The 26,845-nt window shown below is 59.0% G+C and carries 21 protein-coding genes, 1 tRNA gene and 3 pseudogenes; 15 read left to right on the top strand and 10 right to left on the bottom strand.

What is annotated here, in order from left to right; genetic code table 11:
* Positions 1 to 13: 13 nt before the first annotated feature.
* The 3 genes and pseudogenes from B0O95_RS01930 to B0O95_RS01935 form a co-directional block, all read left to right on the top strand.
* Positions 14 to 988: a Pvc16 family protein gene (locus B0O95_RS01930; RefSeq protein WP_233203023.1), complete on the top strand. Its 975-nt coding sequence runs from the start codon at positions 14 to 16 to the stop codon at positions 986 to 988.
* Positions 989 to 1,321: 333 nt separating this feature from the next.
* Positions 1,322 to 2,422, top strand: coding sequence for a PI-PLC domain-containing protein (locus B0O95_RS15290; RefSeq protein ID WP_146063963.1), 1,101 nt, complete (start codon positions 1,322 to 1,324; stop codon positions 2,420 to 2,422).
* A 39-nt stretch (positions 2,423 to 2,461) separates the two neighbouring features.
* A pseudogene (locus B0O95_RS01935) lies at positions 2,462 to 2,584 on the top strand (transposase domain-containing protein); the annotation flags it as partial.
* A gap of 132 nt (positions 2,585 to 2,716) precedes the next feature.
* On the opposite strand, the gene B0O95_RS01940 reads toward B0O95_RS01935, so the two are convergent.
* On the bottom strand, positions 2,717 to 2,959 hold the full coding sequence (locus B0O95_RS01940) for a type II toxin-antitoxin system RelB/DinJ family antitoxin (RefSeq protein WP_332908541.1): 243 nt from the start codon (positions 2,957 to 2,959) through the stop codon (positions 2,717 to 2,719).
* A 129-nt stretch (positions 2,960 to 3,088) separates the two neighbouring features.
* On the opposite strand from B0O95_RS01940, the gene B0O95_RS01945 reads away from it, so the two are divergent.
* Positions 3,089 to 4,015 (top strand): DUF6216 family protein, encoded by a 927-nt coding sequence (locus tag B0O95_RS01945; protein ID WP_146063964.1) that lies wholly within the window; start codon positions 3,089 to 3,091, stop codon positions 4,013 to 4,015.
* A 343-nt stretch (positions 4,016 to 4,358) separates the two neighbouring features.
* On the opposite strand, the gene gyrB is transcribed toward B0O95_RS01945, so the two are convergent.
* The 3 genes from gyrB to dnaA all read right to left on the bottom strand — a co-directional run bounded on the left by gyrB (position 4,359) and on the right by dnaA (position 9,989).
* Positions 4,359 to 6,842, bottom strand: a complete 2,484-nt coding sequence (gene gyrB / locus B0O95_RS01950) for a DNA topoisomerase (ATP-hydrolyzing) subunit B (protein WP_104076393.1) — start codon at positions 6,840 to 6,842, stop codon at positions 4,359 to 4,361.
* A gap of 99 nt (positions 6,843 to 6,941) precedes the next feature.
* Positions 6,942 to 8,048 carry a DNA polymerase III subunit beta gene (gene dnaN, locus B0O95_RS01955; protein ID WP_104076394.1) on the bottom strand — a complete coding sequence of 369 codons (1,107 nt, stop codon included), beginning with the start codon at positions 8,046 to 8,048 and terminating at the stop codon, positions 6,942 to 6,944.
* 387 nt (positions 8,049 to 8,435) lie between these two features.
* Positions 8,436 to 9,989 carry a chromosomal replication initiator protein DnaA gene (gene dnaA / locus B0O95_RS01960; RefSeq protein WP_233203027.1) on the bottom strand — a complete coding sequence of 518 codons (1,554 nt, stop codon included), beginning with the start codon at positions 9,987 to 9,989 and terminating at the stop codon, positions 8,436 to 8,438.
* A gap of 424 nt (positions 9,990 to 10,413) precedes the next feature.
* Here dnaA and rpmH point away from each other — a divergent pair, with 424 nt between their 5' ends.
* From rpmH to yidC, 4 genes are all read left to right on the top strand, one after another.
* A complete protein-coding gene (rpmH, locus tag B0O95_RS01965) occupies positions 10,414 to 10,548 on the top strand; it encodes a 50S ribosomal protein L34 (RefSeq protein ID WP_006998755.1) in 135 nt (44 codons plus the stop codon).
* 146 nt (positions 10,549 to 10,694) lie between these two features.
* Positions 10,695 to 11,219 carry a ribonuclease P protein component gene (gene rnpA / locus B0O95_RS01970; protein WP_104076396.1) on the top strand — a complete coding sequence of 175 codons (525 nt, stop codon included), beginning with the start codon at positions 10,695 to 10,697 and terminating at the stop codon, positions 11,217 to 11,219.
* A gap of 1 nt (position 11,220) precedes the next feature.
* A complete protein-coding gene (gene yidD, locus B0O95_RS01975; RefSeq protein WP_233203029.1) occupies positions 11,221 to 11,451 on the top strand; it encodes a membrane protein insertion efficiency factor YidD in 231 nt (76 codons plus the stop codon).
* Between the two features lie 30 nt (positions 11,452 to 11,481).
* Positions 11,482 to 13,146: a membrane protein insertase YidC gene (gene yidC, locus B0O95_RS01980; RefSeq protein WP_104076398.1), complete on the top strand. Its 1,665-nt coding sequence runs from the start codon at positions 11,482 to 11,484 to the stop codon at positions 13,144 to 13,146.
* Positions 13,147 to 13,274: 128 nt separating this feature from the next.
* Here yidC and B0O95_RS15755 read toward each other — a convergent pair whose 3' ends face one another.
* Positions 13,275 to 13,436 carry a hypothetical protein gene (locus tag B0O95_RS15755; RefSeq protein ID WP_158249437.1) on the bottom strand — a complete coding sequence of 54 codons (162 nt, stop codon included), beginning with the start codon at positions 13,434 to 13,436 and terminating at the stop codon, positions 13,275 to 13,277.
* Between the two features lie 133 nt (positions 13,437 to 13,569).
* On the opposite strand from B0O95_RS15755, the gene mnmE reads away from it, so the two are divergent.
* Both mnmE and B0O95_RS01990 read left to right on the top strand, forming a co-directional pair.
* Positions 13,570 to 14,961 (top strand): tRNA uridine-5-carboxymethylaminomethyl(34) synthesis GTPase MnmE, encoded by a 1,392-nt coding sequence (mnmE, locus tag B0O95_RS01985; RefSeq protein ID WP_104076399.1) that lies wholly within the window; start codon positions 13,570 to 13,572, stop codon positions 14,959 to 14,961.
* 502 nt (positions 14,962 to 15,463) lie between these two features.
* On the top strand, positions 15,464 to 15,796 hold the full coding sequence (locus tag B0O95_RS01990; protein ID WP_104076400.1) for a DUF4148 domain-containing protein: 333 nt from the start codon (positions 15,464 to 15,466) through the stop codon (positions 15,794 to 15,796).
* 185 nt (positions 15,797 to 15,981) lie between these two features.
* On the opposite strand, the pseudogene B0O95_RS01995 reads toward B0O95_RS01990, so the two are convergent.
* Positions 15,982 to 16,479 (bottom strand): annotated as a pseudogene (locus tag B0O95_RS01995) (O-methyltransferase); the annotation flags it as partial.
* A gap of 118 nt (positions 16,480 to 16,597) precedes the next feature.
* Between B0O95_RS01995 and B0O95_RS16010 the strand changes: the two are divergent.
* Positions 16,598 to 16,771 carry a hypothetical protein gene (locus B0O95_RS16010; protein ID WP_199180422.1) on the top strand — a complete coding sequence of 58 codons (174 nt, stop codon included), beginning with the start codon at positions 16,598 to 16,600 and terminating at the stop codon, positions 16,769 to 16,771.
* Positions 16,772 to 16,873: 102 nt separating this feature from the next.
* Here the strand turns inward: B0O95_RS16010 and B0O95_RS16870 are convergent, their stop codons facing one another.
* A complete protein-coding gene (locus B0O95_RS16870) occupies positions 16,874 to 17,005 on the bottom strand; it encodes a hypothetical protein (protein WP_255779348.1) in 132 nt (43 codons plus the stop codon).
* Between the two features lie 675 nt (positions 17,006 to 17,680).
* Here B0O95_RS16870 and sap1 point away from each other — a divergent pair.
* Entirely contained in the window at positions 17,681 to 18,034 is a 354-nt protein-coding gene (gene sap1, locus B0O95_RS02005; protein WP_104076403.1) for a surface attachment protein Sap1, read from the top strand.
* 865 nt (positions 18,035 to 18,899) lie between these two features.
* Here sap1 and B0O95_RS02010 read toward each other — a convergent pair.
* Positions 18,900 to 18,975: transfer RNA gene (locus B0O95_RS02010), tRNA-Lys, on the bottom strand.
* A 189-nt stretch (positions 18,976 to 19,164) separates the two neighbouring features.
* Between B0O95_RS02010 and B0O95_RS16275 the strand changes: the two are divergent.
* A pseudogene (locus B0O95_RS16275) lies at positions 19,165 to 19,318 on the top strand (hotdog domain-containing protein); the annotation flags it as partial.
* A 27-nt stretch (positions 19,319 to 19,345) separates the two neighbouring features.
* Here the strand turns inward: B0O95_RS16275 and B0O95_RS02020 are convergent.
* Positions 19,346 to 20,359: a D-2-hydroxyacid dehydrogenase family protein gene (locus tag B0O95_RS02020; RefSeq protein ID WP_104076404.1), complete on the bottom strand. Its 1,014-nt coding sequence runs from the start codon at positions 20,357 to 20,359 to the stop codon at positions 19,346 to 19,348.
* Positions 20,360 to 20,709: 350 nt separating this feature from the next.
* Between B0O95_RS02020 and B0O95_RS02025 the strand changes: the two genes are divergently transcribed.
* Both B0O95_RS02025 and B0O95_RS02030 read left to right on the top strand, forming a co-directional pair.
* The gene (locus tag B0O95_RS02025; protein WP_104076405.1) at positions 20,710 to 22,566 is read left to right on the top strand and encodes a phosphoenolpyruvate carboxykinase (GTP); all 1,857 of its coding nucleotides are present in this window, start codon (positions 20,710 to 20,712) and stop codon (positions 22,564 to 22,566) included.
* Positions 22,567 to 22,782: 216 nt separating this feature from the next.
* Complete coding sequence (locus B0O95_RS02030) at positions 22,783 to 23,940, top strand: LysR family transcriptional regulator (protein WP_104076406.1); 1,158 nt, start codon at positions 22,783 to 22,785, stop codon at positions 23,938 to 23,940.
* 216 nt (positions 23,941 to 24,156) lie between these two features.
* Here B0O95_RS02030 and B0O95_RS02035 read toward each other — a convergent pair whose 3' ends face one another.
* Positions 24,157 to 26,835: a DNA topoisomerase III gene (locus B0O95_RS02035; protein ID WP_104076407.1), complete on the bottom strand. Its 2,679-nt coding sequence runs from the start codon at positions 26,833 to 26,835 to the stop codon at positions 24,157 to 24,159.
* Positions 26,836 to 26,845 lie beyond the last annotated feature (10 nt).

A 26,845-nucleotide genomic window follows, 5' to 3' on the forward strand; every position in this document is an offset into this window, starting at 1 on the left:
AAGGTCTCCGCCAATGCAAGGTGGGGTCGATGAAGAACGTCAATTTTTAATGACGGATGCGATCATGGCAGACCAAATCATGGGTACGGGCGAGGAGTCAGAAAGTATGCAGCCGATCATCACTTTGAATAAAGCGATTGCACTTTCATTGGAAAAATACTTGTTGCGGATTAGCGATGAGTCGATCGATATTCGTTTTGATATTCCGGACAAAACATTGCTACCGGATATGCCAACCGTTTGTGTGTTCCTCTATGACATTCAAGAAGACCTTGAGCTACGCCACGGGCAACCACGCCAGTATTGCGCAAAGACAGGAACATTTGATGCTAGACAAGTCAACGTGCGTTGTTGTTACCTTGTGACGTATTGGGAGCAACCGAAGAAAGAGGGGATGAAGCCAGACGGTCAACCGATGGTAGTAATGAATGCGGTGCTCGATGCATTACTCAGTGCTGAACTGGATACGCTTCTTCGAGAGGCAGGTCTGCCGTCATTTGCGCGGGTGATCGCACCATTGGAGCATTTATCGAGTTTGGGGAATTTTTGGCAATCGTTGGGTGATCGGCCACGCCTGTGTCTGAATTTTCAAGTGACGATACCAGTTAAAATAGTTCCTGACCAGCCTGTAAAAGCGCCACCCGTGCTTAGTATGGAACTTGAATCGTCAAAGTGGGAACAGTATGATAAATCGTCACCTTTCAAGCGCGTGCTGGTTAAACAAGTTCTGCAGAAGTCGGATGTCAACAGAATACCTGAGGTACGAGCACAGCTCGCACGTTTAGCAATAACATGCGAGTACAAAGAGCCCAATCAGCCTGCGGTTCACATAAGCGGCCTACTTGATCAAGCGACAAATAATGCAGTAGAAAAAGTGATTGACGAGTATAACAACCGTTGGAATGAGATAGATGAGGACCTGCCTAATTCCCTATTGGTGAGCACTGATTTGACTGTAGTGAACGCTTCCATTCACGGTGCCGATTGACGAATGAAGACTGGCTTGGGCGTCCGCAGTGTCATGAATTTTAAGTATGTGAAAATACTGATGGCAAGTTGAGGATTGTCTTGACTGTGACAGCAGTATAGATGCCGTAATTGTATGCCAATCTGAGCTAGCATTCCCGCATAGATGGTTTTGAATTTGATGTGTTAAAGACGTAGGCCTAATATTGATCTGTTGCCTATGAAGTGATGTGATGCCGTTAAGCCTGACGCGCTGGCGCAAGCGGGCCAACGTCATCAAGAGTTCGGTTCCGAAACGGGTGATCGTTGACACATTAAAAGTCATGAAAAAACACATCTATTAATGAGGTGCATAATGCCAAAGACAAGTTCGTATGATATTCAATCCAAAAAACAAAGAAAAAATCAAGGTGAGCTTGCTACACCAGACCAGGACGCGATGGACTTACAAGTTATGCCGCTCAGCCGGCGTAACCTGGACCCGGAAAATCCGGATCGATCACCCGAGAATTTGCCACCTTTAGATCACGCAGACCTGCCGCCTCAAACACGGTTAACCCAGCTCAACATGCTTGGTTCACACGATGCAGGCACCTATCTGTTTAGCAAAGAAAGAGCGCAAGGCGGCTTTTCATTGGGTAAAACATGGCCGGGCCCTTTTAAGTGCCAATCCCTGGATTTGGTGGGACAAGCTGAAGCGGGAATCCACTATTTTGATTTGCGAGTAGAGCGTGATAAAAGCAATATTTACCGATTTTTCCATGGACCTAGCTCGACAGGCGGGGATGCACTGGAAGAGGTCAAAAAGCTGCTTAGGTATGCAACCGAGGATGAAAGAAATTTATATATACTGAAGTTACATTTCAAAAAAAGAGATGCAAGGCACTTTATTCGGCAGCTGTCAGCTTTTGAGCAACGTATTATTGAGAATAACGCATCGGGTTCGGAGAATCCTCTTGGGGGATTGACCATTGATAATACGATTGGCCAAAACAGAAATATTTTACTGCTAGTCAAAAATGCGGAGGGCAGTATTATGGAGGGGTCTTTAAAGAGATATTTCTGGGACTATGACAAAAATACCAATACAAAATGGGCCAATCAAGCCAGTGGCTCAGGAACGGGATCTCATATTCTAAATTTTCATGGTGATCGTGGTGTCGACAGAGAAAATAAATTCAATATTATACAAACAAATATGCCAATGAGGGCTAATCCTATTTCGAAGGATTTTGATTATTTTTTGAGCTTAATGAAATTGTTTAGCGTTAAAAATTTGGCTGCAGATCAAAAAGAACAGGTTGCCAATTTCGTTCGCCACCTTGTTTTGCGAGGTGTCAGTCCGGGCATTATTTCGATAGATTATGCGGGAGATGATGATAGATCTGATACGCGTTTGTATAATCAATTGGTTGATGATCAAAATCGTAAATTAACTAACGCCAACAATGTATAACGAAAATTTAACTGGTGAAATATTTGTTGGGTTAATCTACTGTATTCGCTGATCGAAGCCCGCAAGGCAAATCGCGTCGAATCGTATGGCTATCTCGTCGCGCTGTTCAGGCCCCTACCACTGGCAAACACTGCCGACGATTACCAGGCCCTGCTGCCGTGACGGCTCTTCGCCTCAACACACTGGCGCATGGCAGACCACCCAGAGCAAACCATGTCGTCTACTGAAAGCTTACCTTAATCCTGCGCATGCAGGTCTCCCATTAGCGCCTCAACGCTATTGAAGCGCTTGAGGTTACCTGCATGGCCTCACGCATAGCCGCGATAGTAGTTTCATTTGGCACCAGCGGCTCAAATGGAAGGGTTTTTCGTGGGCGACGCGGGTCAGTATGATGCGAAAAGCGTCGGATACCGTAAGGCCCGTCGCCGCCAGTATGATCGATGCTTCTTCTTTGATACGCTTGTCGATGCGGGCGGGAACAACCGCGTTCGCAGACATGGTGGGGTTTCCTAGTCTATGGGCTACATTGTGGCCCATTTATCTGGAATGCGTACCTTGTTCATTGCCTAAATGTCATGACATCCCGCGGATTAGGCGCTTGCATGTGCAGGTTTCTATCCTCATCGCCGTTCGCTAGACCCATCAAAGCATCCAGGAATCGACAACGTGGAATCCCTTTCAACATTTGTCCAAAGTCCAGCCCTTTCACCACTATCTATCATCTTCGGCGGGCTGATTATGGTCGGCTTATTTTGGTGGCGTGCCGGCTCGATTCACATCGTGCTGGACCGGCTCTGGCAGCTGGTTGCCGGCAAGGCCGACGTGCATGACCCAGTACTGAAAGCGCTCTTGCTTGAAAGCCGCGACATTGAAAAATTTAAATATACCTACCGGTTGAAGGTAGAGACCATGGCTGCAATCCACAGACTGGACAAATGGAGAAGAACACATGAAATCAGCATGTCTCGGCTTCAAAAAATGCGCTTTTGGATTGATACCACTTCGCACGAGATGGTGCGCCAGCCACCCAGGCACTATGTTTTGATCCATTTAGCGTTGGCTTACTTGGCACTGCTCTCAATGTCCGGGATCAGTCAATTCGCCGTGTCGGGCGATGCTTACCTTCAAACGCGCACATCCAAAGTGTTGTTCAAGACCGACGCTGTCACGGTCAAGGCACCGCTGGGAGGTTGGTCCTTCGATTCGGCAAAATGCGCGGCCGACAAAGCTGGCCTCGCGCAACTGACCGGCTTCAATGCCTCCGAAACCGACGCAATTTGCAATGCTCTGAAAGACGATAATTTGAAAGCGCTGGTCAAACAAACCCTGAAAAAGCAAGCATGGGTCGCAATTGCTGGTGTCTTGGTTGCCGTCGCCGTAGCCCTGGGCAATATCTTGGCTGCGCGTTCAGCAAAAGAAGCCCTGCGTCTAAGAAAGCAGCTGTATCCATCCAGTGAAGGTGACGGCAGGGAGGAGGACCAGACAATGCAGCCCGGATTGCCAAAGTCCAAACCTTCGCGTTTTAAGAGCCGAATGAAGGTTGTGCCGGATGGCGCGGATGTCGCTCATCCATCCGAACCGCACGGCCAGTGAAGTTCGCCTTCAAGGTTGCCGGGCCGATATCGAACTTTGCGCGTTGTCTCACCATCTCAAGTGCCACTTTAAGTCGGTAGTCGATGAAGTATCGTTGTAGCTACGGCGAAACGCTCTTCAACGCCTCGCCTGTCGCCCGATTCGACAAAGCGTGCACGATGAAGGCCAGAGCCACAGTGGCCGGGGAGCGCAACTGAAAATCTCACTCTTTTCCGCTAAGCAAACGGCGGGTACTCGTTGCCGGTCGATCCGACCGCCTGGTGTCATCCGGCGGTACGCGGTTGTTCCGGCTCATATTCTTGTCGTTGGCCGACGCGCGGCGCAAAAAGGTCTACAGTAGGCCTCAAACATCAATATTCCCCGCCCGCAACGCATTGCTCTCGATAAACGCCCGTCGCGGCTCGACCTCGTCGCCCATTAACGTCGTGAAAATCCCATCGGCAGCAATCGCATCCTCGATCTGCACCCGTAGCAACCGACGCACGGTCGGGTCCATCGTGGTTTCCCACAGCTGTTCCGGGTTCATTTCGCCGAGTCCCTTATAGCGCTGCTTTGACACGTTGCGCTCCGCATCCGCGAGCAGCCACTTCATTGCGTTCTTGAAGTCCGTCACGGCCATTGTCCGCTCGCCACGCTTGATCATCGCGCCGGCGCCGATTAGCCCCTTGAACGTATTGGCGGTGTTCATCAGTTGCTGGAAGTCCGCGGTCAGCAGAAACTCTTCGTCGATGACCGATACCCTGATATTGCCGTGATGCCGCCGCTCGATGCGTAGCGAACGCAACTCGCGCACGGCATCATATTGCGGTAAGACCGATACGTCCGGCTTGAGCGCGCTATCGCGCAGCTTGTCCTGCAGGGCTTGCGCGGCTTGCCGCGTCGCGTCCTCGGACGTCAGGTCGATGGTCACGCCGTCCATCACCGCTTCGAGCGAAGCCTCGTCATAGAGCTTGCTGAGCCGGTCCACCACCGCTTGCGCAAGCAGGTACGAGCGAGCGAGCTCGCCCAGCGCGTCACCGACGATCGGTGCCGCGCCTTCCGACGGCACTAGCTCCGCGCCATGTAACGCCAGCTTCAGCATGTGCTGGTTCAACTCATGCTGGTCCTTCAGGTAGCGCTCGTCCTTGCCGGCCTTCAGCTTGAACAGCGGCGGTTGGGCGATGTAGACATACCCGCGTTCAATCATCTCGGGCATCTGCCGATAGAAGAATGTCAGCAGCAGCGTGCGGATGTGTGCGCCGTCCACGTCCGCATCGGTCATGATGATGATGCGGTGGTAGCGCAGCTTCTCGAGGTTGTAGTCTTCCTTGCCGATGCCGCAACCGAGGGCGGTAATCAATGTGACGATCTGCTCGGACGACAACAGCTTGTCGTACCGCGCTTTCTCGACGTTCAGCACCTTGCCGCGCAGCGGCAGGATCGCCTGGAATTTACGGTCGCGCCCCTGTTTCGCGGACCCCCCCGCGGAGTCGCCCTCGACGATGTAGATTTCCGATTTCGCCGGGTCTTTTTCCTGGCAATCGGCCAGCTTGCCGGGCAGCCCGACGCCATCCAGCACCCCCTTGCGGCGCGTCATCTCGCGAGCCTTGCGCGCCGCGTCGCGCGCCCGCGCGGCATCGACGATCTTGCCGCAGATGACCTTCGCATCGTTTGGCGTCTCGAGTAGGTATTCCTCGAGCGCCTTCGCCACGACCTCCTCGACCGGCGCGCGCACTTCCGACGACACCAGTTTGTCCTTCGTCTGCGAGCTGAACTTGGGCTCCGGCACCTTGACGCTGAGTACGCATGACAGCCCTTCGCGCATGTCGTCGCCGGTCGTCTCGATCTTCGCCTTCTTCGCGATCTCGGTGTCGATGATGTACTTGTTGATCACGCGCGTCATCGCCGCGCGCAATCCGGTCAGGTGCGTGCCGCCGTCCCGCTGTGGAATGTTGTTCGTGAAGCACAGGACGTTTTCGTTGAAGCTGTCGTTCCACTGCATGGCGACCTCGACGCCGACGCCGTCCTTTTCGCCGACGACATGGAAGATGTTCTGGTGCAATGTCTGCTTGGTCTTATTGATGTATTCGACAAAACCCTTCACGCCCCCCGCGAATGCGAAATCGTCTTCCTTGCCGGTGCGCTGGTCGGTCAGCCGAATCCGTACGCCATTGTTCAGGAACGACAACTCGCGCATGCGCTTGGCGAGGATGTCGTAGTGGTACTCAACCGTGCCAAAGATCGTGTCGTCGGCCAGGAAGTGCACTTCGGTGCCGCGATTCTCGGTGTCCCCGATGATCACCATGGGCGAGACTTGTTCACCGTCGCGTTGCTCGAGCACGCGGTCCTGTACGACGCCGCGATGAAATTCCAGGAAATGCTTCTTGCCGCCACGGCGCACGGTGAGCCGCAGCCACTTGGAGAGTGCATTGACGCACGACACGCCGACGCCGTGCAGCCCGCCGGACACCTTGTAGCTGTTCTGGTCGAACTTGCCGCCGGCGTGTAGCTCGGTCATCACGATTTCGGCCGCGCTGCGCTTCGGTTCGTGCTTGTCGTCGCGCTTGATGTCGGTCGGGATCCCCCGGCCATTGTCGGTCACGGAGATCGAGTTGTCCGCGTGGATAACCACATGGATGTCATTGCAGTGTCCGGCGAGTGCCTCGTCAATCGAGTTGTCGAGTACTTCGAATACGAGATGGTGCAGACCGGTGCCGTCGGAGGTGTCCCCGATATACATGCCTGGGCGCTTGCGTACAGCTTCGAGACCTTCGAGGATCTGGATCGACGACTCGCCATAGCTGTTATCCGCGTTCGAATTCGCTTGCAGATTGTGCTGTTCAGTCATGAATTTCTTCCGGTTCTGCGTACTGCTTAAACACCCAATAAACATCAAAGGGGCCGGGATGGTTCCCTAGGCCCCTTGGTCATCGTTCTGATTTGCGGGTCATATCCGCATTGGCATCACCACGTATTTGAATTGTTCGTTCTCGGGGATCGTAATCAACGCGCTCGATGTCGCATCGCTGCCCAACGCGACCTGGATCATGTCGACTTTCAGGTTTGCGAGCATGTCCAGCAGGTACGTGACGTTGAAGCCCACGTCCAGCGTATCGCCCTGGTATGCGATTTCTAGCTCTTCCTGCGCCTCTTCCTGATCGGCATTGGTCGACATGATTTTCAGCTGACCAGGCGCGACGATGCACCGCACGCCCTTGAACTTGTCCGACGTCAGGATCGCCGCCCGTTGCAACGAATGCTGCAATTCGTCACGGCCGATCATGAACGTGTTTTTGTAGCCCTTCGGGATCACGCGCTGGAAGTCCGGGAACTTGCCCTCGACGAGTTTGGACACCAATTCCACCTGGCCGAACGTGAATTTCACCTGCGTGGACGCGATGTCGATCTTCAGCGGGTCGTCGATGTCTTCCAGCAGCCGCTGTAGCTCGAGGATCGTCTTACGCGGGATGATCACTTCCTGGCGCGCGAATGCGCCGTCCGTCTTCATCGACGAGAACGCGAGGCGGTGGCCGTCGGTCGCCACGGCCATCAACTGATCACCGTCGACCACCAGCAGCATGCCGTTTAAGTAATAGCGGATGTCCTGCTGCGCCATCGCGAAGTGGACCATCCCGAGCAATTGCTTGAATGTCTTCTGCGGCACCGACAGGCTCGCGCCGAAGTCTTTTGCCTGCGCCAGCGTCGGGAACTCGTCGGCTGCCAGCGTTTGCAGCGCGAACCGGCTCTTGCCGGACTGAACGGTCAGCCGTTTGTCTGACAACGTCAGCGTGACGTCGCCGATCGGCATTGCGCGCAGGATGTCGACGAGCTTGCGCGCGGCCACCGTCGTGGCCACTTGCTCGTTGCCGATGCCAAAGTCGGCACGCGTGGTGATCTGCAATTCGAGGTCGGTGGACAGGAACGACACGTCCGGGCCGTTTTTGGAGATCAGCAGATTGGCGAGGATCGGCAGCGTGTGGCGGCGTTCGACAATACCACTGACCGTCTGCAACGGACGCAGCAGGGTGTCTCGTTCGGTCTTGACCAATTGCATAGAATTCCTTCGTTGATATGACGGCTCACCCGCCCCACATCGCCATTGCCGTGCGTAGCGCCCGGTGCGGGGCGGCCCCCGTGCCCCGCACCGCAGGGCATGTAGCGGTCGATCAAACAGGCGTTTGAACAAGGCGTTGCGCCCGGCTGTCGGCCCGCCGGCCATAAACCCGTATTGTGCCTGAAAAACGCCCAGGTTTGCCCGACTCATATGGGGTGATCATGCGGTTTTCCAGGCGGCGCCTGCGGCGGTGTATGGATCCTGCTGTACGGCGCCCCGGTAGGGCGCCGCCGTCGACACATGGTGGAGACCGACGGTGGCCGGTGCCGCGACCGGCACCGTGGCGCATCGTGGGCCGCCGGCACGGATCGCCGCGGCAGTTATCCCTTATCCCTTGAGGGTTTGCTCGAGCACGTGCAACTCGTGGTTTAACTGCGCATCCTTGCCGCGCTCGTCGGAAATCTTGCGCACCGCGTGCAGCACGGTGGTATGGTCGCGACCGCCAAACAGTTCGCCGATCTCAGGCAGGCTCTTCTGCGTGAGTTCCTTGGCCAGGTACATGGCGATCTGGCGCGGCCGCGCAATGTTGGCCGGGCGCTTCTTCGAGTACATGTCAGCGACCTTGATGTTATAGAAGTCGGCGACGGTCTTCTGGATGTTCTCGACCGAGATCTGGCGGTTCTGCACCGTCAACAGATCCTTGAGCGCTTCCTTGGTCAGCTCAATCGTGATTTCGCGTCCGTGGAATTTCGAGTACGCGAGAATCTTGCGCAGTGCGCCTTCAAGCTCGCGCACGTTCGAGCGCAGGTGCTTCGCGACGAAGAACGCGACATCCTCGTTCAGCACGACACCCTCGGACTGCGCCTTGCGCATTAAGATCGCGACGCGCATCTCTAGCTCGGGCGGCTCGATCGCCACCGTCAGGCCGGAGTCAAAGCGCGAGATCAACCGGTCATCGATGCCGGAGATCTCCTTCGGATAGGTATCGCTGGTGATGATCACTTGCGCCTTGTTCGCGACCAGCGCCTCGAACGCGTAGAAGAATTCCTCCTGCGTGCGCGACTTGCCGGAGAAGAACTGGATATCGTCGATCAACAGCAGGTCCAGCGAATGGTAGTAGCGCTTGAACTCGTCGAACGCCTTGCGCTGGTACGCCTTGACGACATCGGACACGTACTGCTCCGCATGGATGTAGCGGATGCGCGCATTGGCCTTGTCCTGCAGCAGTTGGTTGCCGATCGCGTGGATCAAGTGCGTTTTGCCCAGTCCGACGCCGCCGTACAGGAACAGCGGGTTATACGATACGCCGGGGTTGTCGGCGACCTGGATCGCCGCGGCGCGCGCGAGCTGGTTCGCTTTGCCGGTGACGAAGTTTTCGAACGTGAGAACCGGATTGAGCTTGGAGCGCTCGTACGCGGAATCGGCCTCGGGCGACGGCGCGGGCGCCCCGGCGCGGAAGTTGCGCCGCGCCGCCGCAGCTTCGTTCGCGTCCAGGCTCGGCAAGTCTAGCTCCGCGTTGCCATCCGCGGTCGCGGCGCTGGCCGTGCTGAGCGCCTGAGCCATCGTCGGGTGAGGCGGCGAGCCATTGGCCAGCGCGGCGGCCGACGTGCCCGAGGCCGCGGCAATGACCGCGTCCACGGCGTTGGCGAGCGGGCTGCCGCTCGCGCGCCGCGCCGGCGATGCCTTCATGCTGGCTTTCGGATCGAGGACGAACTGAACTTGCACCGGATGCTGCCAAAAGTCCCGCGCTAGGTCGGTGATGCGCCCGGAGAATTGGCTCTTCACCCAGTCGAGCTTGAAGCGGTTCGGCGCGGCAATGCGCACCGTGTTGGCTTCAGCGTCGAAGTCGACCAGCGCGAGCGGTTTGATCCACGTCACGTATTGCTGAGGCGTTAGCTCGCGCGCCAGCAGTGTCGAGCAGTGTTGCCAGAAATCGTTCATGTGGTCTGTTGTGGTGTCGCGACGTCGTATCGGCTGCACCGCTCGACGCGAACGGCGCGGTTTCCGTCAGGATTCTTCATAGGGTTGCATGCGAAGCTGTGGGACGCACCCAGCCGCAGATGCGACAACGCATTGCGGCGGCCGAAGCGGCGTACTGGATTCTTGGGATAGCCGGGATTCTACCGCCAAACGCGTCAGGCGGGGCGAGTTATCCACAGGGCCGGTTCGGCGCCGTGACCGCGGACGCCCGGGGCGGCGGCCTGCGCCGGTGAACGTAAGATATTGACGCCGCAAAGAAAAGCGGTTTAAATAGCGGGTTCCGCGAAAACCGAATTTTTTGGCTCGGCGTCGCACTGCCGTTGTGCTGGCGCGTCAGGTTCTTGCAAAGCACGCCGCAGCCCATCCTCCAACGAGTGAGAGCAACATGAAACGTACCTATCAACCGTCCGTGACGCGCCGCAAGCGCACCCATGGCTTCCGTGTTCGCATGAAGACCGCGGGCGGTCGCAAAGTCATCAACGCTCGCCGCGCGAAGGGCCGTAAGCGCTTGGCCGTCTAAGGCCGGCGTGACGCTGGGTGGCGACGGTCGGCGGCCGAGCAGCGTGGTTTGCGCACGTCGATGCCGGGCGATGTCCGCCATGGGCGGAATGATGCCGGGCGGCGCGGCGGGCCGGTCCACTAGACGAGAGGCCTGAGCGCGTGCGCATGACACCTGCTGGTTTCCCGAAGACCGCAAGGCTGCTGAAAACGGATGAGTTCTCATCCGTTTTTCGTTTGCGCCCATGGGCGCGTTCCGCTCACTTCGTGTTGTACGGCCGCCCCACCGGGCAGGCTGCGCGGCTCGGCGTGGTGGTTGGCAAGAAGCAGGCGCCGCGCGCAGTCACGCGCAACCTGGTCAAGCGGCTGGTTCGCGAGGCATTTCGCGTGCGACGCCTGGAGTTGACTGGCTGGGACGTGCTGATCCGGCTGTCGGGCAAAATCGATCGTGCGCAGTTTCCGAGTGCCGGGTCTACGGCGCTCACGCAGATGCTGCAAGCGCAGATCGAGGGTTTGATCGGGCGCGCGGTGCGTGAGGCCACCCGCCGCACGGGCGGCGAACGGCTTGTGCAGGCCCAGACGTCGGTGCTCGCGCCGCACCACGGGCAGCGCGCTCCGGCGGCCCCGGCCTCGTCGGGTACGGTGCCGGGCGATGGCCCGCCGGAGCGCGCGTCCACCGACACGCAGCGATAACATGCAAACGGTGTTGATCGTGCTCCTGCGCTTCTACAAGCTTGTCGTGAGCCCTTATCTCGGCGATCGATGCCGTTTTTACCCTTCATGTTCGGACTACGCGCGCGAGGCAATCCAGTATCATGGCGCCGCGCACGGGACCTATCTGGCAGTGAAGCGATTGTGCCGCTGCCATCCGTTTTCGGCGGGCGGCGTCGACCCGGTGCCGCCGGTTCGTGCCGACAGGCGCTAGTCGCTCAGCTCATTCACCACGAGACAACGCATGGACATCAAACGTACCGTCCTATGGGTCATCTTCTTCATGTCAGTCGTCATGCTTTACGACAACTGGCAGCGGGACCATGGACGTCCGTCGCTGTTCTTCCCGAACACGACACCGACCCAGACGGCCACTTCGGCGGCGTCGGGCACGACCACGCCGGGCACGCAGCCGGCGGATCTGCCGCAGACCGCGGAGCCGAGCAGTGCGCCTGGCACGGCGCCCGCTGTGCAGCTCGCGGTGAAGGGCCAGCAGATCCACTTCAAGACGGACGTGTACGACGGCGACATTAGTACGGTGGGCGGCACGTTGTCGCGGCTGTCGCTGGTCAAGGGGGGGGGGGGCAAGCAACCCGACCTGTACATCACGCTGTTCGACCAGACGGCCAACCATACGTACCTGGCGCGCACTGGCCTGATTGGCGGTGATTTCCCAAACCACAACGATGTGTTTACCGTCGTGCCGGGACCGACGTCGCTGGCGGACGGCGCGAACACGGTGTCGATCAGCCTCGAATCGCCGGTCAAAGGCGGCGTGAAGGTCGTAAAGACCTATACGTTCACGCGCGGCAGCTATGTGGTCGGCGTCAATACGAAGCTTGAGAACGTTGGCTCCATCCCCGTGACGCCAACGGTATACATGGAGTTGGTGCGCGACGACACGCCGGTCGAGACGCCGCGTTTCTCGCATACGTTCATCGGCCCGGCTGTCTACACCGAGCAGCACAAGTTTCAGAAGATGAGTTTTTCGGATCTGGACAAGGGCAAGCAGGACTATGCGCCGTCAGCCGACAACGGCTGGGTTGCGATGGTGCAGCACTATTTCGCTTCTGCGTGGATTCCGCAGGAAGGCGTACAGCGCCAGTTCTATGCGGACAAGTTCAGCCAGGCGCTGTACCGCGTCGGCATGAAGGAGCCGGTGCAAAGCATCGCCCCGGGCCAGAGCGTGGACGTGGCCGCGCGCCTGTTCGCCGGCCCGCAGGAGGAGCGCAAGCTGGAGAAGATCGCGCCGGGCCTGGAGCTGGTCAAGGACTACGGCTGGGTGACGATCATCGCGAAGCCATTGTTCTGGCTGCTCGAGAAGATTCACGGCTTTGTCGGCAACTGGGGTTGGGCAATCGTGTTGCTGACGCTGCTGATCAAGGCGGTGTTCTTCCCGCTGTCGGCGGCTAGCTACAAATCGATGGCGCGGATGAAGGAGATCACACCGCGCATGCAGCAGATCCGCGAGCGTTTCAAGAGCGATCCGCAGAAGATGAACGCGGCGTTGATGGAATTGTACAAATCCGAGAAGGTGAACCCGTTTGGCGGCTGCCTGCCGATCTTGATCCAGATCCCGGTGTTCATCTCGCTGTACTGGGTGCTGCTCTCGTCAGTTGAGATGCGCGGCGCGCCATGGGTGCTGTGGATCCATGATCTGTCGCAGCAGGATCCCTACTTCATCTTGCCAGTGTTGATGGCGGTCTCAATGTTCGTGCAGACCAAGCTGAACCCGACGCCGCCAGATCCGGTGCAAGCGAAGATGATGATGTTCATGCCGCTCGCATTCTCGGTGATGTTCTTCTTTTTCCCGGCCGGACTGGTGCTGTACTACGTCGTGAACAACGTGCTGTCGATCGCCCAGCAGTACTACATCACGCGGATGATGGGCCAGGGCAAGAAGGCCTGAGCCCGTGAGGGTGGGGCGGGTAGCTTGACGAGGCGCTCGCCGTCGGCATGGGCCGTCGCGGTATCCGACGCGAATCGCCGGGCCGTCTGACGTCGCTCTAGCGCTTGGTGTTGCGCGACCGCTTGACGTTACTCCATCGTCTGACGTTGTCGGACCGCGTGACGTCGCTCTAGCGCTTGGCGTTGCCGGACCGCGTGACATCGCTCCACCGCTTGGTGCTGCCCGAGCGCGTGACGTCGCCCTACCGCCTGGCGTTGCTCGATCGCTGACGCCGCGACAATGCCTGACATCCCGTGATCCGGCAGCCTTGGCGGGCCACCGGGCCACGTTGTTTAGCGGATCTTAGCAAACGCGTATCGCGCGATACAATGGACGCAAGCCGTTATCGGCGGCGACCCGTATTACCGCACCTATTTATTTGAGTTGATGCAAACCGATTCTGATCCGATCGTTGCGATTGCCACCGCACCGGGCCGTGGTGGCATAGGTGTGGTGCGTGTCTCGTTCGGCGCGGCCGGGGCCGACGCGGCGGCGCGGCTGATGGACGCATTGTTCCGCGATCGGCTTGCGCCCCGCCGTGCCGTCTATGTGCCGTTTTTCGATGCGACCGGCGTGCCGCTGGATCGCGGCATCGGTTTGTATTTCCCGGCACCCCATTCGTACACCGGCGAGCACGTCCTCGAACTGCAGGGGCATGGCGGGCCGGTTGTATTGCAGCTCGTGCTGCAGCGATGCCTCGACGCTGGCCGCGACATCGGCCTGCGGCTCGCGCAGCCCGGCGAATTCACGCGACGCGCGTTCCTGAACGACAAGCTTGATCTCGCGCAGGCTGAAGCCGTGGCGGACCTAATCGAAGCCAGCACCGAGGCGGCCGCACGCTCGGCCGGTCGTTCGTTGGAAGGGGCATTCTCGCGCGACATCCATCGGCTCGTCGACAAGGTCGTCGACCTGCGGATGCTGGTCGAGGCCACCCTCGATTTCCCGGAGGAGGAAATCGATTTTCTGGAGGCGGCCGATGCGCGCGGCAAGTTGGCGCATATCCGCGACGCATTGGCGGCCGTACAGCGCGATGCGAAACAAGGCGCATTGCTGCGTGAGGGGCTGTCCGTCGTACTGGCCGGGCAACCGAACGTCGGCAAGTCCTCGCTGCTTAATGCGCTGGCGGGTGCCGAACTGGCGATCGTGACACCGATTGCCGGCACGACGCGGGACAAGGTTGCGCAGACCATTCAGATCGAAGGCATACCGCTGCACGTGATCGATACCGCCGGCCTACGCGATACGCAGGACGAAGTGGAGCGGCTCGGTATTGCGCGGTCATGGAACGAGATCGAGCAAGCGGATGTCGTGCTGCACCTGCTGGATGCGCGTGATGAGATAAGCGTGGAGGATCATGCGATCGCCGCACGGTTTCCCGCCGGCGTGCCGGTGGTGCGGATTTTCAACAAGATCGACCTGGCAGACACCGAGCCGGAGGTGCGCGATGCCGGGGATGGCGCGGTGCGCGAGGTCAGACTATCCGCAAAGGCGGCGCTCGGTATCGACCTGCTGCGCGCCGAACTGCTGCGCATTGCCGGCTGGCAGGCAGGCGCGGAAAGTGTCTATCTGGCGCGCGAGCGTCATTTGCGCGCATTGCGCACCGCAGGCGAGCATTTGGCAACGGCTGCGGAGCACGCGGCGCGCAATGCGCAAGCGCTCGATCTATTTGCCGAGGAGTTGCGACTGGCGCAGGAGCAATTGAACGCGATCACTGGTGAGTTCACGTCGGATGATTTGCTGGGTGTGATCTTCAGCCGGTTCTGTATTGGGAAGTAATGCAGGGCCCATAGACATCCGTTGGCATCCTCTGATGTTGCTCAAAGCCAAGTCAATACAGGGATTCCTTCTACTGACGGATTCGGTGATACAGCTCCAGCCAACTACGTCATCGGCGGTGTGTGCAGCGCCTACAATCCGGCAGAGTACGCAGAGCAGCGGTGGAAGAGGCTACAGGCGTGCTCGGGCTATAACTGCGGGTTACCGCAGCGTCGCTCGATCCAGCAGGCGCCCCCCATTTTGTGCGGTATTGCACGTATGCCTAGATTCCATGTCAGCGGATCATCGGGCGTCGGAACGCGTGCCTGAACCGGTTTGCGACGGGACGCGATGGTCGGTATGCGTGGAGACGATGCACCGTCCCGATTGTTCTTTTTTTGATAACAGTGAATTCGTGAATTAAATATTTACCCTTATTTGTCCGGCTCCTACACTGCATTTGTCGGCTACAGACCTTGACGTTTGTAGCTTCAATGTGAAACGAACAATCGGAGGTTGTGTTATGAATGCGCTGGTCAAAGCTGTCGTCATTACCACTGTTGCCGCCGCTGCTGCAGCGCCGCTGGCCTCGTTTGCACAAACGAACGCACCACTCACACACGCCCAAGTGCAGGCCGAGCTGATCGAGCTTGAACAAGTTGGCTACAACCCCGCCACGGCCAACGACTACGACTATCCGAACAACATCCAGGCGGCTGAGGCCCGCGTGGCAGCCAAGCATGCCGCCGAGCAACGCGTCGCCGCGCAAGCGGTGGGCGGCGTGGCCAGCGGTTCGACGCAGGCGGGCGGCCCGACCATTGCCCATGTGTCTCAATCCGTCTATATGGGTCACTGAGCCCGCCGCTCAGAGGAACCTGCCGGCGCCAACGGTATTCGCGGGTGCACCCGACGTTCAAGATGTGTGAGGATAGCCTCGTGAGTGCTGCGTCGGCCGGCGATGACGGTGCAGAGCCAATCAAGCCGGTGTGCCGCACCGAGTAGCGGCGAGGCGCTGCAGCGGATGTATAGTTGAATGCCCATTCAACAGACTCGGATAGACAACTCCACATCATCGTCTAACGGCATGGACAGGTAGCCCTTCCCAGGCGAGCGCACGCGTGCCAGATAGTCGGGACTGTGGTTGGCGTTGTCGGCGACAATGAAGGCACTTGGCCTAAGGTGGCTTTCCACTTGGCTTAAAATTTCCGGATATAACCCCTTCGCGCCATCGAGTAGGAGCAGATCGATTGTTTCTGGCAAGTCGACGCTCAACGTCTGCAGCGCGTCGCCCTCCCGGATCTTGACCAGGTCGCTTAGTCCGCCGGCTGCGAGGTGATTGCGGGCCCGCGCCACCTTGGACGGCTCAAATTCACTCGTAATCAGCCTACCGCCGCCGTTGTCCCGCAACGCCGCCGCCAAATGCAGCGTCGAGATGCCGAACGAGGTTCCGAACTCGACGATCGTCTGCGCGCCACAGCCGCGAGCCAGCATGTACAGCAGCATGCCTGTTTGTCGCGAAACGGGCAGCGGTAGATCCCTGCGCGCGCTCAATGGCGGTTGAGTCAAATGGCCGCGCGCAGGCGCGTGTCTTTGCCCCTTTTCGTCGCTATCCGATTGCCTACAATAAAGTGATGAGTGTTCCCAATGGAGGGCAATCATGGAAGGCGAAACGGTTGCAGGCCTGATCGGTGGTGGATTAGGCATCCTGATTCTATTGTCACTGTGGGGGTTTGAACTTTTATCACGTTGGCGCGAGCATCCGGAACGCAGTCGCGTACTTCATTGGATGGAGACTCGCCATCTGGCGGGATGGCTGCGCCGTCGTCATTGATTCGACGCTGCACGTGTGGTGCGCAGGTGCGGCGCCATTCGCAAGCGGCCCCCTGAAGCCGGCGGGTGATTGTGACGAATCGCGTCCCGCATCCGTCGATGGTTAAGGCCGCGCGCGCTCGGCGCGGCCATGACTGCACAACCGGTGCTCCTGCCATAGTCCGTCAATGAAAAGAAACGCAACGATCACCAATGGCAGTAAGAGAAACGCGTCCAGGATAATCTGCTCGACCATGATCGGGTCCCTACGCTAGTCCTTATTCATTTTAGGTCGCTGTACATTACCCGCCAGCATTCCAGCTTCCCACCAGCATTCCAGCTTCCCACCAGCATTCCAGCTTGCCCACTAGCATTCCAGCTTGCCGGTCAGCACCCGCATTTCCATCCTGTGCCCCACATCGATATCCAGTTGGCGCGCCGGGATTGGCATTCTGGCCGGCGAGCGGGACTAGCGTGGAGGCTGTCAATGGGGCGCATGCCTACCCGGGCCAATCCGCGCGATCCATGGTGCGATGTGATTCGGATGGCCACGCTTTGCGTATCCCGGCTCGGGGCACGTATGTGTCTTCCCCCGGCGGTCTTTTATTCAGCAAGCGTTTCAGCGCCTCATTGATTTTTGGCGAAATGGCGCCGATGGCTTACCCGTTGGGGGGCTAGGTATTTTTATGCAGTCTTTAACGCGACAAACCACGCGCCATTTCGGCGACATACTGCAGCGCGATATGTGCGGTGCGTCAAAACGATGCAACGCGCGTGGCAGGCATGTTACCAATGGGTGCGGCATTTTGGCCTATTGCGCCTGCACACAAGTTCTGCTTGTGCTTCGCGTGCATTGGTCTACGATGGAACTGGCGCGTTTAACTTCAAATATGACATACCAAGGTATGCGCAGCTTACAGGAGAGAGATTCATGATGAAACGTACTGGGATGGTTTTTGCTTTGGTCACGCTTGCCGCCGCATTTTCCGCGACGCAAGCCCAGGACAAAGTCGTCAAGTTGGCGCCGGACCAGACGTTCCGGTTCAAGGCAAATGCCTATGGATGCTTGTCGCGCGATAAGCTGGACGCGGCTGATCAGCATGCGTTGGCCGGTGAACAAGGAAAAATGCAAGAGTTGTTCAATGCGTATCAATGCCTGTTGACGCCGGAGAATGACGAATTCAGAATTATCCGAGTAGTCGGGCATGCAATTGAATTTCAGAACGCGGGCAATCGCGATCCGAACGGCTTATGGACTTCGGACCGTTTTATTAAGCAATATTGAAGAATGCCTGCATGGCGATGAATTGCTGCATCCTGACACGGAGCAATGGGACGTCGCTTGAAAACCAGCAAGCAAGTACTGCGGAATTGACGCAACAGCAGAACACGCCGGCTCCAGCTCCAAGCTACGCCAATACAACAGATGCTCTGCGGGGACTGCTGGGCCAAGCGGAACGGCGGCGCAATTTGGCGAGTCGGCGTGGCCGTCCTTTTGCGTCAATCGATGTCGGGAGAGCCAATGCGTTATGGCGGAACGCCCGGGATCGACATCATGCTGCCAGCACCCCAGAGATCGTGGAAACGCCGGACGACGGCGTTTCCCTTACGCTATGGGGGCAGCGCAGGAACGACGACTACGGCGCACCCGGCTCATCGTCGCCGGACATGCCGCCACTGACCCACGCCTTCACCCCCGAGTTTTCAATCAATGCTGCCTTCCAGCACCCGCCGGCGGCTCAGCCCGTGAGCATGCCATCGGTGTCGCCGTCCCCGCCTCCTGGCACGTCCTTGTTTACCGAGTAAGAGCGTCGGGGACTGGAAGATTTCTTCCGAAGTATGGAATAGCGGCAGCGCCCATCCCCGAAGCCGCGGCTTGCCTCGACGTCATCCGCCTAAACTGTGGCTATCGCCACCTCTTTTCGGCCTTAGAAGGAAGCGGGGTACTGATCGTGACCGACGATGAAACCAAAGCTTGAGTCGGTCGTTCGCCTGGTCGATGATGGCAACCATTTGGGCGCTTGAGTCAATGCCGACGTAGCGGCAGATTTCCGGCAAAGGCCAGTTTTTGAGGCCTCGCGTCCGACCGATGGACGAAAAAAAGCACTGGCGATCACTCGCAAGTGCTTGACTTTAACTACAGAATTTTTTGGTGGGGCGTGAGTGACTCGAACACTCGACCTACGGATTAAGAGTCCGCTGCTCTACCAACTGAGCTAACGCCCCAACAGAAGGGGAATTATAGCAGGCTTTTTGCAGTGCGCACACATTTTTTGGGCCGGACATCCTCGCGCTGTACCGCTCCATATTCACGGCCGTTGCCTGCCCCTCACGGACGCCCCGCTTGCACCCGACCTCGAATCAAGCTCCGGACACTTCCCGAGCAAGCCCGTCCCAGCCCCAGTATGATGTCGCCGGCACGCTGGTGGCGTTATTCGCGGGCAAGTTTTCATGGCGGTCGGCGGATATCGCGATGGTCATTGCCGCGTCCGCAGCGCTGGACGGGTTCCGGCCGATGATCACCGTATCGCCGAACATAAGCTTTATGCGCGCGGTGCGCGCCGGCGATCCCGTGCGGCCCCGACGCGCCTGTGCATCAACGCCGCATCCGCGCCGTGAGTGATTCCGGGTTCACGACGTTTTGCGTATCGCCGCCCAGATACGCGAGGATGTTGTTGAACGCCGCACCGAAATACAGTTCATAGCTCTCGCGTTCCACGTAGCCGATGTGCGGCGTGCAAATCGCATTTTCCATGCGTAGTAACGGATAGCCCTGCAGGATCGGCTCGCTTTCGAATACGTCCACCGCGACCATGCCCGGCCGCCCTTGATGAAGGGCTGATACGAGCGCGTTCTCCTCGAGCAGCTCGGCGCGACTCGTGTTGACGAACAGTGCCGTCGGTTTCATCTGCACCAGGTCATTGACGGTCACGATGCCGCGGGTCTCGTCGTGCAGCCGCAGATGCAGGCTCAGCACGTCGCTTTCGGCAAAGAGTTGCTCGCGCGTCTGCGCCACTTCAAAACCATCGTCTTTCGCCGCCTGCAACGAATGTTCGCGTCCGTAGATCAACACGGTCATGCCGAACGCGCGCCCGTAGTGGGCGACGATCTTGCCGATTTTCCCGTAGCCCCAGATGCCCAGCGTCTGCCCGCGCAGTACCTGGCCGAGTCCGAAGTTCGGTGGCAGCGCGGTGGTGCGCAAGCCTGATTGCTGCCAGGCACCTTGCTTGAGGTTCGCGACGTATTGAGGAATGCGACGCTGCGCCGCCATGATCAGCGCCCACGTCAGTTCGGCGGGCGCAACGGGCGAGCCAGTGCCTTCGAGCACCGGAATGCCGCGCTCGGTGCACGCCTGCAGGTCCAGGTGACTGGATACGCGGCCTGTCTGGCTGATGACTTTCAGTCGCGGTAGTTTGTCCAACAATTGCGGCGTGATGCGCGTACGCTCACGGATCAATACGAGCGCCTCGACTTCCGCGAGTCGGCTGACGAGTTGCCCGAGCCCGCGCACCGTGTTGTTGAATACCTTGACGTCATGCTCGGCGAGCAGTTGAAAACAGTTGAGCTTGCGGACGGCGTCTTGGTAGTCATCGAGGATGGCAATCTTCATGGGGACTTGGAACAGTGCGGTCTTTTGCGGTGCACCACTTGCACCGCGGACGGGGTGCTATGCTTGACGCTCTACCAGCAATACAGTGATCGGCGGCACTGATGCGCCGAGACCGGAGAACCGCTTTCGTGCGCGTCAGCGCATATATGCTGTGCCGAGAATCAAGCAGCCTTTTCAATTTCTAACAGCTTGTCGAGCGCCGATGCAAGCCACGTTACAAGATGGTACAAGCCGGCAAACTGCAATGTCCGCGACGTCTGTTACGCACGCGCGCCCATTGACGCGCGCCTCTCGCAGCCAGCATCGTCGGGCTCATACCGTTTCTTTCTTATCCAAACGGAGACAGCTCCATGAATCAACCAGGAGGCACCCTCACCATTGCTCTCGACATTCCGACATACGTCAGGCACCGCAAGCTGATCGAGTGGGTCGAGCACGTCGCAGCGTTGACGCGGCCGGACCGCGTCGTCTGGTGCGATGGATCTCAACAGGAATATGACCGGCTGTGCGACCAGATGGTTCGGCTCGGAATGTTCAAAAAACTCAAAGAAGCGAAGCGTCCGAACAGTTATCTCGCCTGTTCGGATCCGTCCGATGTCGCGCGGGTTGAGGACCGCACGTTCATCTGTTCGCAGCGCAAAGAGGACGCGGGTCCGACGAACAACTGGATCGATCCCAACCAGATGCGCACGACGCTTGGACAGCTTTTCGATGGCTCGATGGCCGGGCGCACGATGTACGTCGTGCCGTTCTCGATGGGACCGCTCGGCTCGCCGATTGCGCACATTGGCGTCGAGCTGACTGATAGCCCGTATGTGGTCGTGAACATGCGGATCATGACCCGGATGGGGCGGCCGGTCTACGACATACTCGGCGAGCACGGCCAGTTCGTGCCGTGCGTGCACTCGGTCGGCGCGCCGCTCGCCCCAGGTCAGTCCGATGTGCGCTGGCCGTGCAACGATACAAAATACATCGTGCACTTCCCGGAGACCCGCGAGATATGGAGCTACGGCTCAGGCTATGGCGGCAATGCATTGCTCGGCAAGAAGTGCTTCGCGCTGCGTATCGCGTCGACGATGGGTCGTGACGAAGGGTGGCTCGCCGAACACATGCTGATCCTGGGCGTGACTTCGCCGCAGGGGCGCAAGTACCATGTCGCTGCCGCGTTCCCGTCGGCCTGCGGCAAGACGAATTTCGCGATGCTGATTCCTCCGCAGGAGATGAACGGCTGGCGTGTGTCGACGATCGGCGATGACATCGCATGGATTAAGCCGGGCAAGGACGGCAGGCTGTACGCGATCAATCCGGAGGCCGGCTATTTCGGTGTTGCGCCGGGTACCAGCGAAAAGACCAATTTCAATGCGATGGCCACGTTGCGCCAGAACGTGATATTCACGAATGTCGCGCTGACCGATGACGGCGATGTCTGGTGGGAGGGTATGACGGACACGCCGCCTGCGCACCTGATCGATTGGCAAGGTCAGGACTGGACACCGCAGATCGCGCAGCAAGCCGGTCGCAAGGCCGCGCATCCGAACGCGCGCTTCACCGCGCCTGCATCGCAGTGCCCGTCGATCGATCCTGATTGGGAAAACCCGCAGGGTGTGGCGATCGACGCATTCATCTTCGGCGGCCGCCGCTCCAGTACCGTGCCTCTGGTGACCGAAGCACGTAACTGGGTGGAAGGCGTCTATATGGCCGCGACGATGGGTTCTGAGACGACGGCCGCCGCGGCGGGCCAACAAGGCGTCGTGCGTCGCGACCCATTCGCGATGCTGCCGTTCTGCGGCTACAACATGAGTGACTACTTCGCGCATTGGCTCGACATCGGCGCCCGGCTGCAAGCGCAAGGCGCGACGTTGCCTAGGATCTATTGCGTGAACTGGTTCCGCAAGGGCGCCGACGGCAAGTTTGTCTGGCCGGGTTTCGGCGACAACATGCGCGTTCTGCAGTGGATGCTCGGGCGCATCGACGGGCAGGCGCGCGGTGTCGAGCATGTGTTTGGCGTTTCACCGCGCTATGAGGATATCGATTGGACCGGCCTGGCGTTTTCACGTCAACAGTTCGAGCAGGTCATGTCGGTTGACGCCGGCGTGTGGCGCGAGGAGCTGGCGTTGCACGGGGAACTGTTCGCCAAGCTGGAGCGCCGGCTGCCCGAGGCGTTGAGCCGAATCAAGGACCATATCGAGCAACAACTCGCGGCCTAGCCCCTTTGCACTAGATTGGTGCGTGGTTGAGAGTTTTTGCGCTGAATAGTCCATTACTACAACATTACGCCGATCCCCTACGGGGTTTCGGCGTTTTTTCGGAAAATGCCGTGCCGCAGTGCCGCAACTTATGCAGACTTTCGCAAGTCATAGGAAAATCCCGCATTGCAATTGTGCAACAACGCCATTTCGGTTGCACGCTGTAGGAGTTTCCTAATGGATCATTTGCAGTCGATGCGCGTTTTCGTCAAGGTGGCGGACCTAGGCAGCTTTGCCAAGGCGGCCTCTATGATGGACATGTCCAATGCTGTCGTCACTCGGCACGTCGCCGACCTGGAAAGCCGGTTGGGCACTCGTTTGCTGAATCGAACCACGCGCTCACTTTCGTTGACCGAGTCTGGCCAAGTCTATCTTGAGCGCGCCCGCCAGATTCTGGACGAGTTGGAAGATGTTGAGCAGATGGTGGTGGCGCGCAATCACGAGCCGGTCGGCACGTTGCGCATCGTCGCGCCAGTGGTGTTCGGGCTGCACAATTTGGCGCCCGTATTGCACTCATACGCGCAGCGGTTTCCGCAGGTCGTCCCGAACGTCACGCTGGTGGACCGGGAGGTCGATATGGTGGAGGAGGGTTTCGACGTTGGCGTCGTAATTGCGCGCAACGTGCGCAGCGCCAGTGTCGTGATGCGTCGGCTGACTACCGGCTGCATCACCGTCTGCGCAACGCCTGAGTACATCGCCAAGCATGGTGCGCCGCAGCGACCCGAGGACTTGCTCGAGCATCACTGCCTGTCATTGCCCGCGGACTATTGGGGTGACGAGCGCGTATTCACCGGTCCGGATGGCCAAGAGGTCCGGGTGCGGCCCACCAATGTGATGATTGCGAACAATACCGAGATGTTGCGTCAGCTTGCGTTGCTCGGCAATGGCATTGCGTTGTTGCCAAGCTACCTGATCGGCCGCGACATGGCCGAGGGGCGCTTAATGCGCTTGTTGCCACAATATCATCTGCCGCGGGTCGATATCAACATCGCTTATCCCAGCCGGCACTATCTGCCGGCCAAGGTGCGCACGTTCATCGATCACCTCGTCGAGCACTTCAGCCAGACGCCGAACAGCATGCTCGGTGAACAATGGTCTGGCATTGATGGCGCACACACAAAGGCAGCCGACGGCTCGATGGGGTCGGCTGACGCGGCGGTGCATCCGGCCCCGGCACCCCGGCACCCGGAACAAGAGCGCGACGAGGGTGAGCTGGACCAGCTTGATGAACAGTTGCGCGCCAACGGTATCGAACGCAAAGGGGCGCGCCGTGCGCCGGCGGCGCCACGGCGATATCCGGGCAACGCTGAACGTCGCACGTACGAACCGGCATAGGCAGCGGGATATGTCTGGGCGGCGCGACCTGCCGCCGCTGGCACGCCGGGCCTCCGGTGCCATGCACCACACCACCTCATGGCCACAGCAGTGCACGCGTGGGTATCCGTAACGCCGCATGACCGGTGTGTGAGGCGGCATATCGTGCGATGTATTGAGTGTCCGGTGTCTTCCCGGCCGCTTCGCCCAATGCGTGGCCCGTGTTCGCCGGGGCGGTCAGCCCGCGGCGCGCTTGCGTGCCGGCGTCTTGCGTGCAGTGGTTTTCGCGGCAGGGCCCGCCGTTGCCGTGCCGGTTCGGGCGGCCCGTTTGGCTGCGGGCTTGAGCGGCGTCGCGTGGTCGTTGTCGCCGCGTTGCGTCGTATCGGACACGGCGTCCCCGGCTTCGCTGTTTGCCTTCGCGCCACGCGTTGAGGACTTCACTGCGGTCTTTGCCGCCGGTTCCTTCTTCTCGAACTCGAAGCCAATTGAGCCGTCTTTCTGCTTGACGAGGAATGCTTTGAAGTTGCGCCCGGTGCGGGACGACTTGAAATTCGTCAGCAGATCGGTGCGCCCCTGGTCAAGCAACTTTGCCATTTGCTCCCGCGTGATTTCTTGCTGCAGTATCACCTTTCCGGAGCGGAAGTCACAGGTCTTCGGATGGGCGACCTGGTTTTCGCAAACATAGCTCATGCCGTGCTCGAACACACGGGCATGGCACTTCGGGCATTGGCCGACGGGTTCCTGTGAGGAGAAGTCGGGTGCTTCACCATCGTCTCCCGCCGTATCCTGACCAAAGTCGAACTCCAGCTTGTAATTGTTTGTCTCTTCGTCGCGCGCGAGCTTTAGGATGGCGGAGAACGGTCGGCCCATTTTCGAGCGGAAGCCCGATAGCGGACCAATCGATTTTTCCGACAGCAACTGCTCGACCTCCTCGATCTCGAACTGGCGGCCACCCGGAATCTTCGAGATCGAGAAATCGCATTTTGTGCACGCGAAGCGACGGTAGTTCTCCTTGACTTCGCCGTCGCAGTTCGGGCAGGGCGTCTTCAACGTCGCGTAATCGCCTGGGATCGTGTCCGAATCGTATTCCTTCGCACGTTTAACGATTGTTTGGGTCATGCGCGCGATCTCACGCATGAACGCTTCGCGCTCCAGACGGCCCCGCTCCATTTGCGACAGCTTGTGTTCCCACTCGCCGGTCAGCTCGGGGGCGGTCAACTCTTCGACGCCCAGGCCGCGCAACAGCGTCATCAGCTGGAATGCCTTGGCCGTCGGGATCAACTCGCGGCCCTCGCGGAGCAGGTACTTTTCACCAAGCAACCCCTCGATGATCGCCGCGCGCGTGGCGGGCGTGCCCAGGCCCTTGGCCGCCATGGCCTCGCGCAATTCATCGTCCTCGACCAGCTTGCCTGCCCCTTCCATCGCCGAGAGCAGCGTTGCTTCGTTGTAGCGGGCGGGCGGCTTGGTGGTCAATTGTTGAGCCGCGATTTTGTCCGTTTGGACCTTCTCGTCCTTGGCGATCGGCACGAGGTTCGCATCCTCGCCCGACGTTTCACGACCGTATACCTGCAACCAGCCCGGCTCGACCAATACTTTGCCTTCGGTCTTGAAATGATGGCCCACCACTTCCGTGATCCGGGTCGTCACTTTGTACTCGGCGGCCGGGAAAAACACGGCCAGGAAACGCTTGACCACCAAGTCGTACAGCTTCTGCTCCGGCTCGGACAGGTTCTTGGGCGCTTGCAGTGTCGGAATGATTGCAAAGTGATCGCTGATCTTGGTGTTATCGAAGATCCGCTTGTTCGGTCTGACCCAGCCCTTGTCCATCACCTGCTTGGCGAACGGCAGGTAGTTGTTGCTTTCCTTGAGCACCTCCAGCGTATCGCGGACCGTGGCCATGTAGTCTTCGGGCAGCGCACGTGCATCGGTACGCGGATAGGTCAGCACCTTGTGCCGTTCGTACAGCGCCTGGGCCAGCGCGAGCGTGTTCTTGGCCGAGAAACCGAAGCGTCCGTTCGCCTCGCGTTGCAGGCTGGTCAGGTCAAACAGCAACGGCGAGAGCTGCGTTGACGGTTTCGATTCTTCGCTGACCGTGCCGCTCTGCCCACGGCATGCCGCGACGATCGTTTCGGCCGCGGCCGCGCTCCAGAGTCGGGAGTCGCGTTGCTCGGGATCGAACTCGTTTTTCTTGAATTTCGGGTCAAACCAGCGCCCTTCGTAGAATCCCGTCGCGCAAACAAACTCAGCCTTCACTTCCCAGTAGTCGCGCGGCACGAAGCGACGAATCTTTTCCTCGCGCTCCACGACGATCGACAGCGTTGGCGTTTGCACGCGTCCGACCGTGGTCAGGAAGAAGCCACCGCCCTTGCTGTTGAACGCTGTCATCGCCCGCGTGCCGTTGATGCCCACAAGCCAATCGGCTTCGGAGCGACAGCGCGCCGCGTCGGCCAGCGGTTGCATTTCCTGGTCACTGCGTAATTGCGCGAAGCCGTCTCGGATCGCCGCCGGCGTCATCGACTGGAGCCACAAACGCTGCACTGGTTGCTTGGCTTTTGCGTGCTGCACGATCATCCGGAAGATCAACTCACCTTCACGGCCCGCGTCACATGCGTTAATCAGTCGGGCGACGTCCTTGCGCTTGATCAGTCGAGTCAGCAGCTTCAGTCGAGACTCGCTCTTGGCGATCGGCTGAAGGTCGAAATGGGGCGGAATAACGGGCAGATGCGCGAAGCTCCATTTGCCGCGTTTGACTTCATACTCCTGCGGCGCCGCGATCTCCACCAAGTGGCCAACAGCCGACGACAACACGTAGTCATCGCTCTCGTAGTACTCGTCATGCTTTGTGAAGCCGCCCAGCGCACGCGCGATATCGTTCGCGACAGATGGCTTTTCGGCGATGATCAGGGCTTTTGACATGACTATTGGA

It is taken from the genome of Mycetohabitans endofungorum, from assembly GCF_002927045.1.
In the GTDB taxonomy this organism is placed as follows: domain Bacteria; phylum Pseudomonadota; class Gammaproteobacteria; order Burkholderiales; family Burkholderiaceae; genus Mycetohabitans; species Mycetohabitans endofungorum.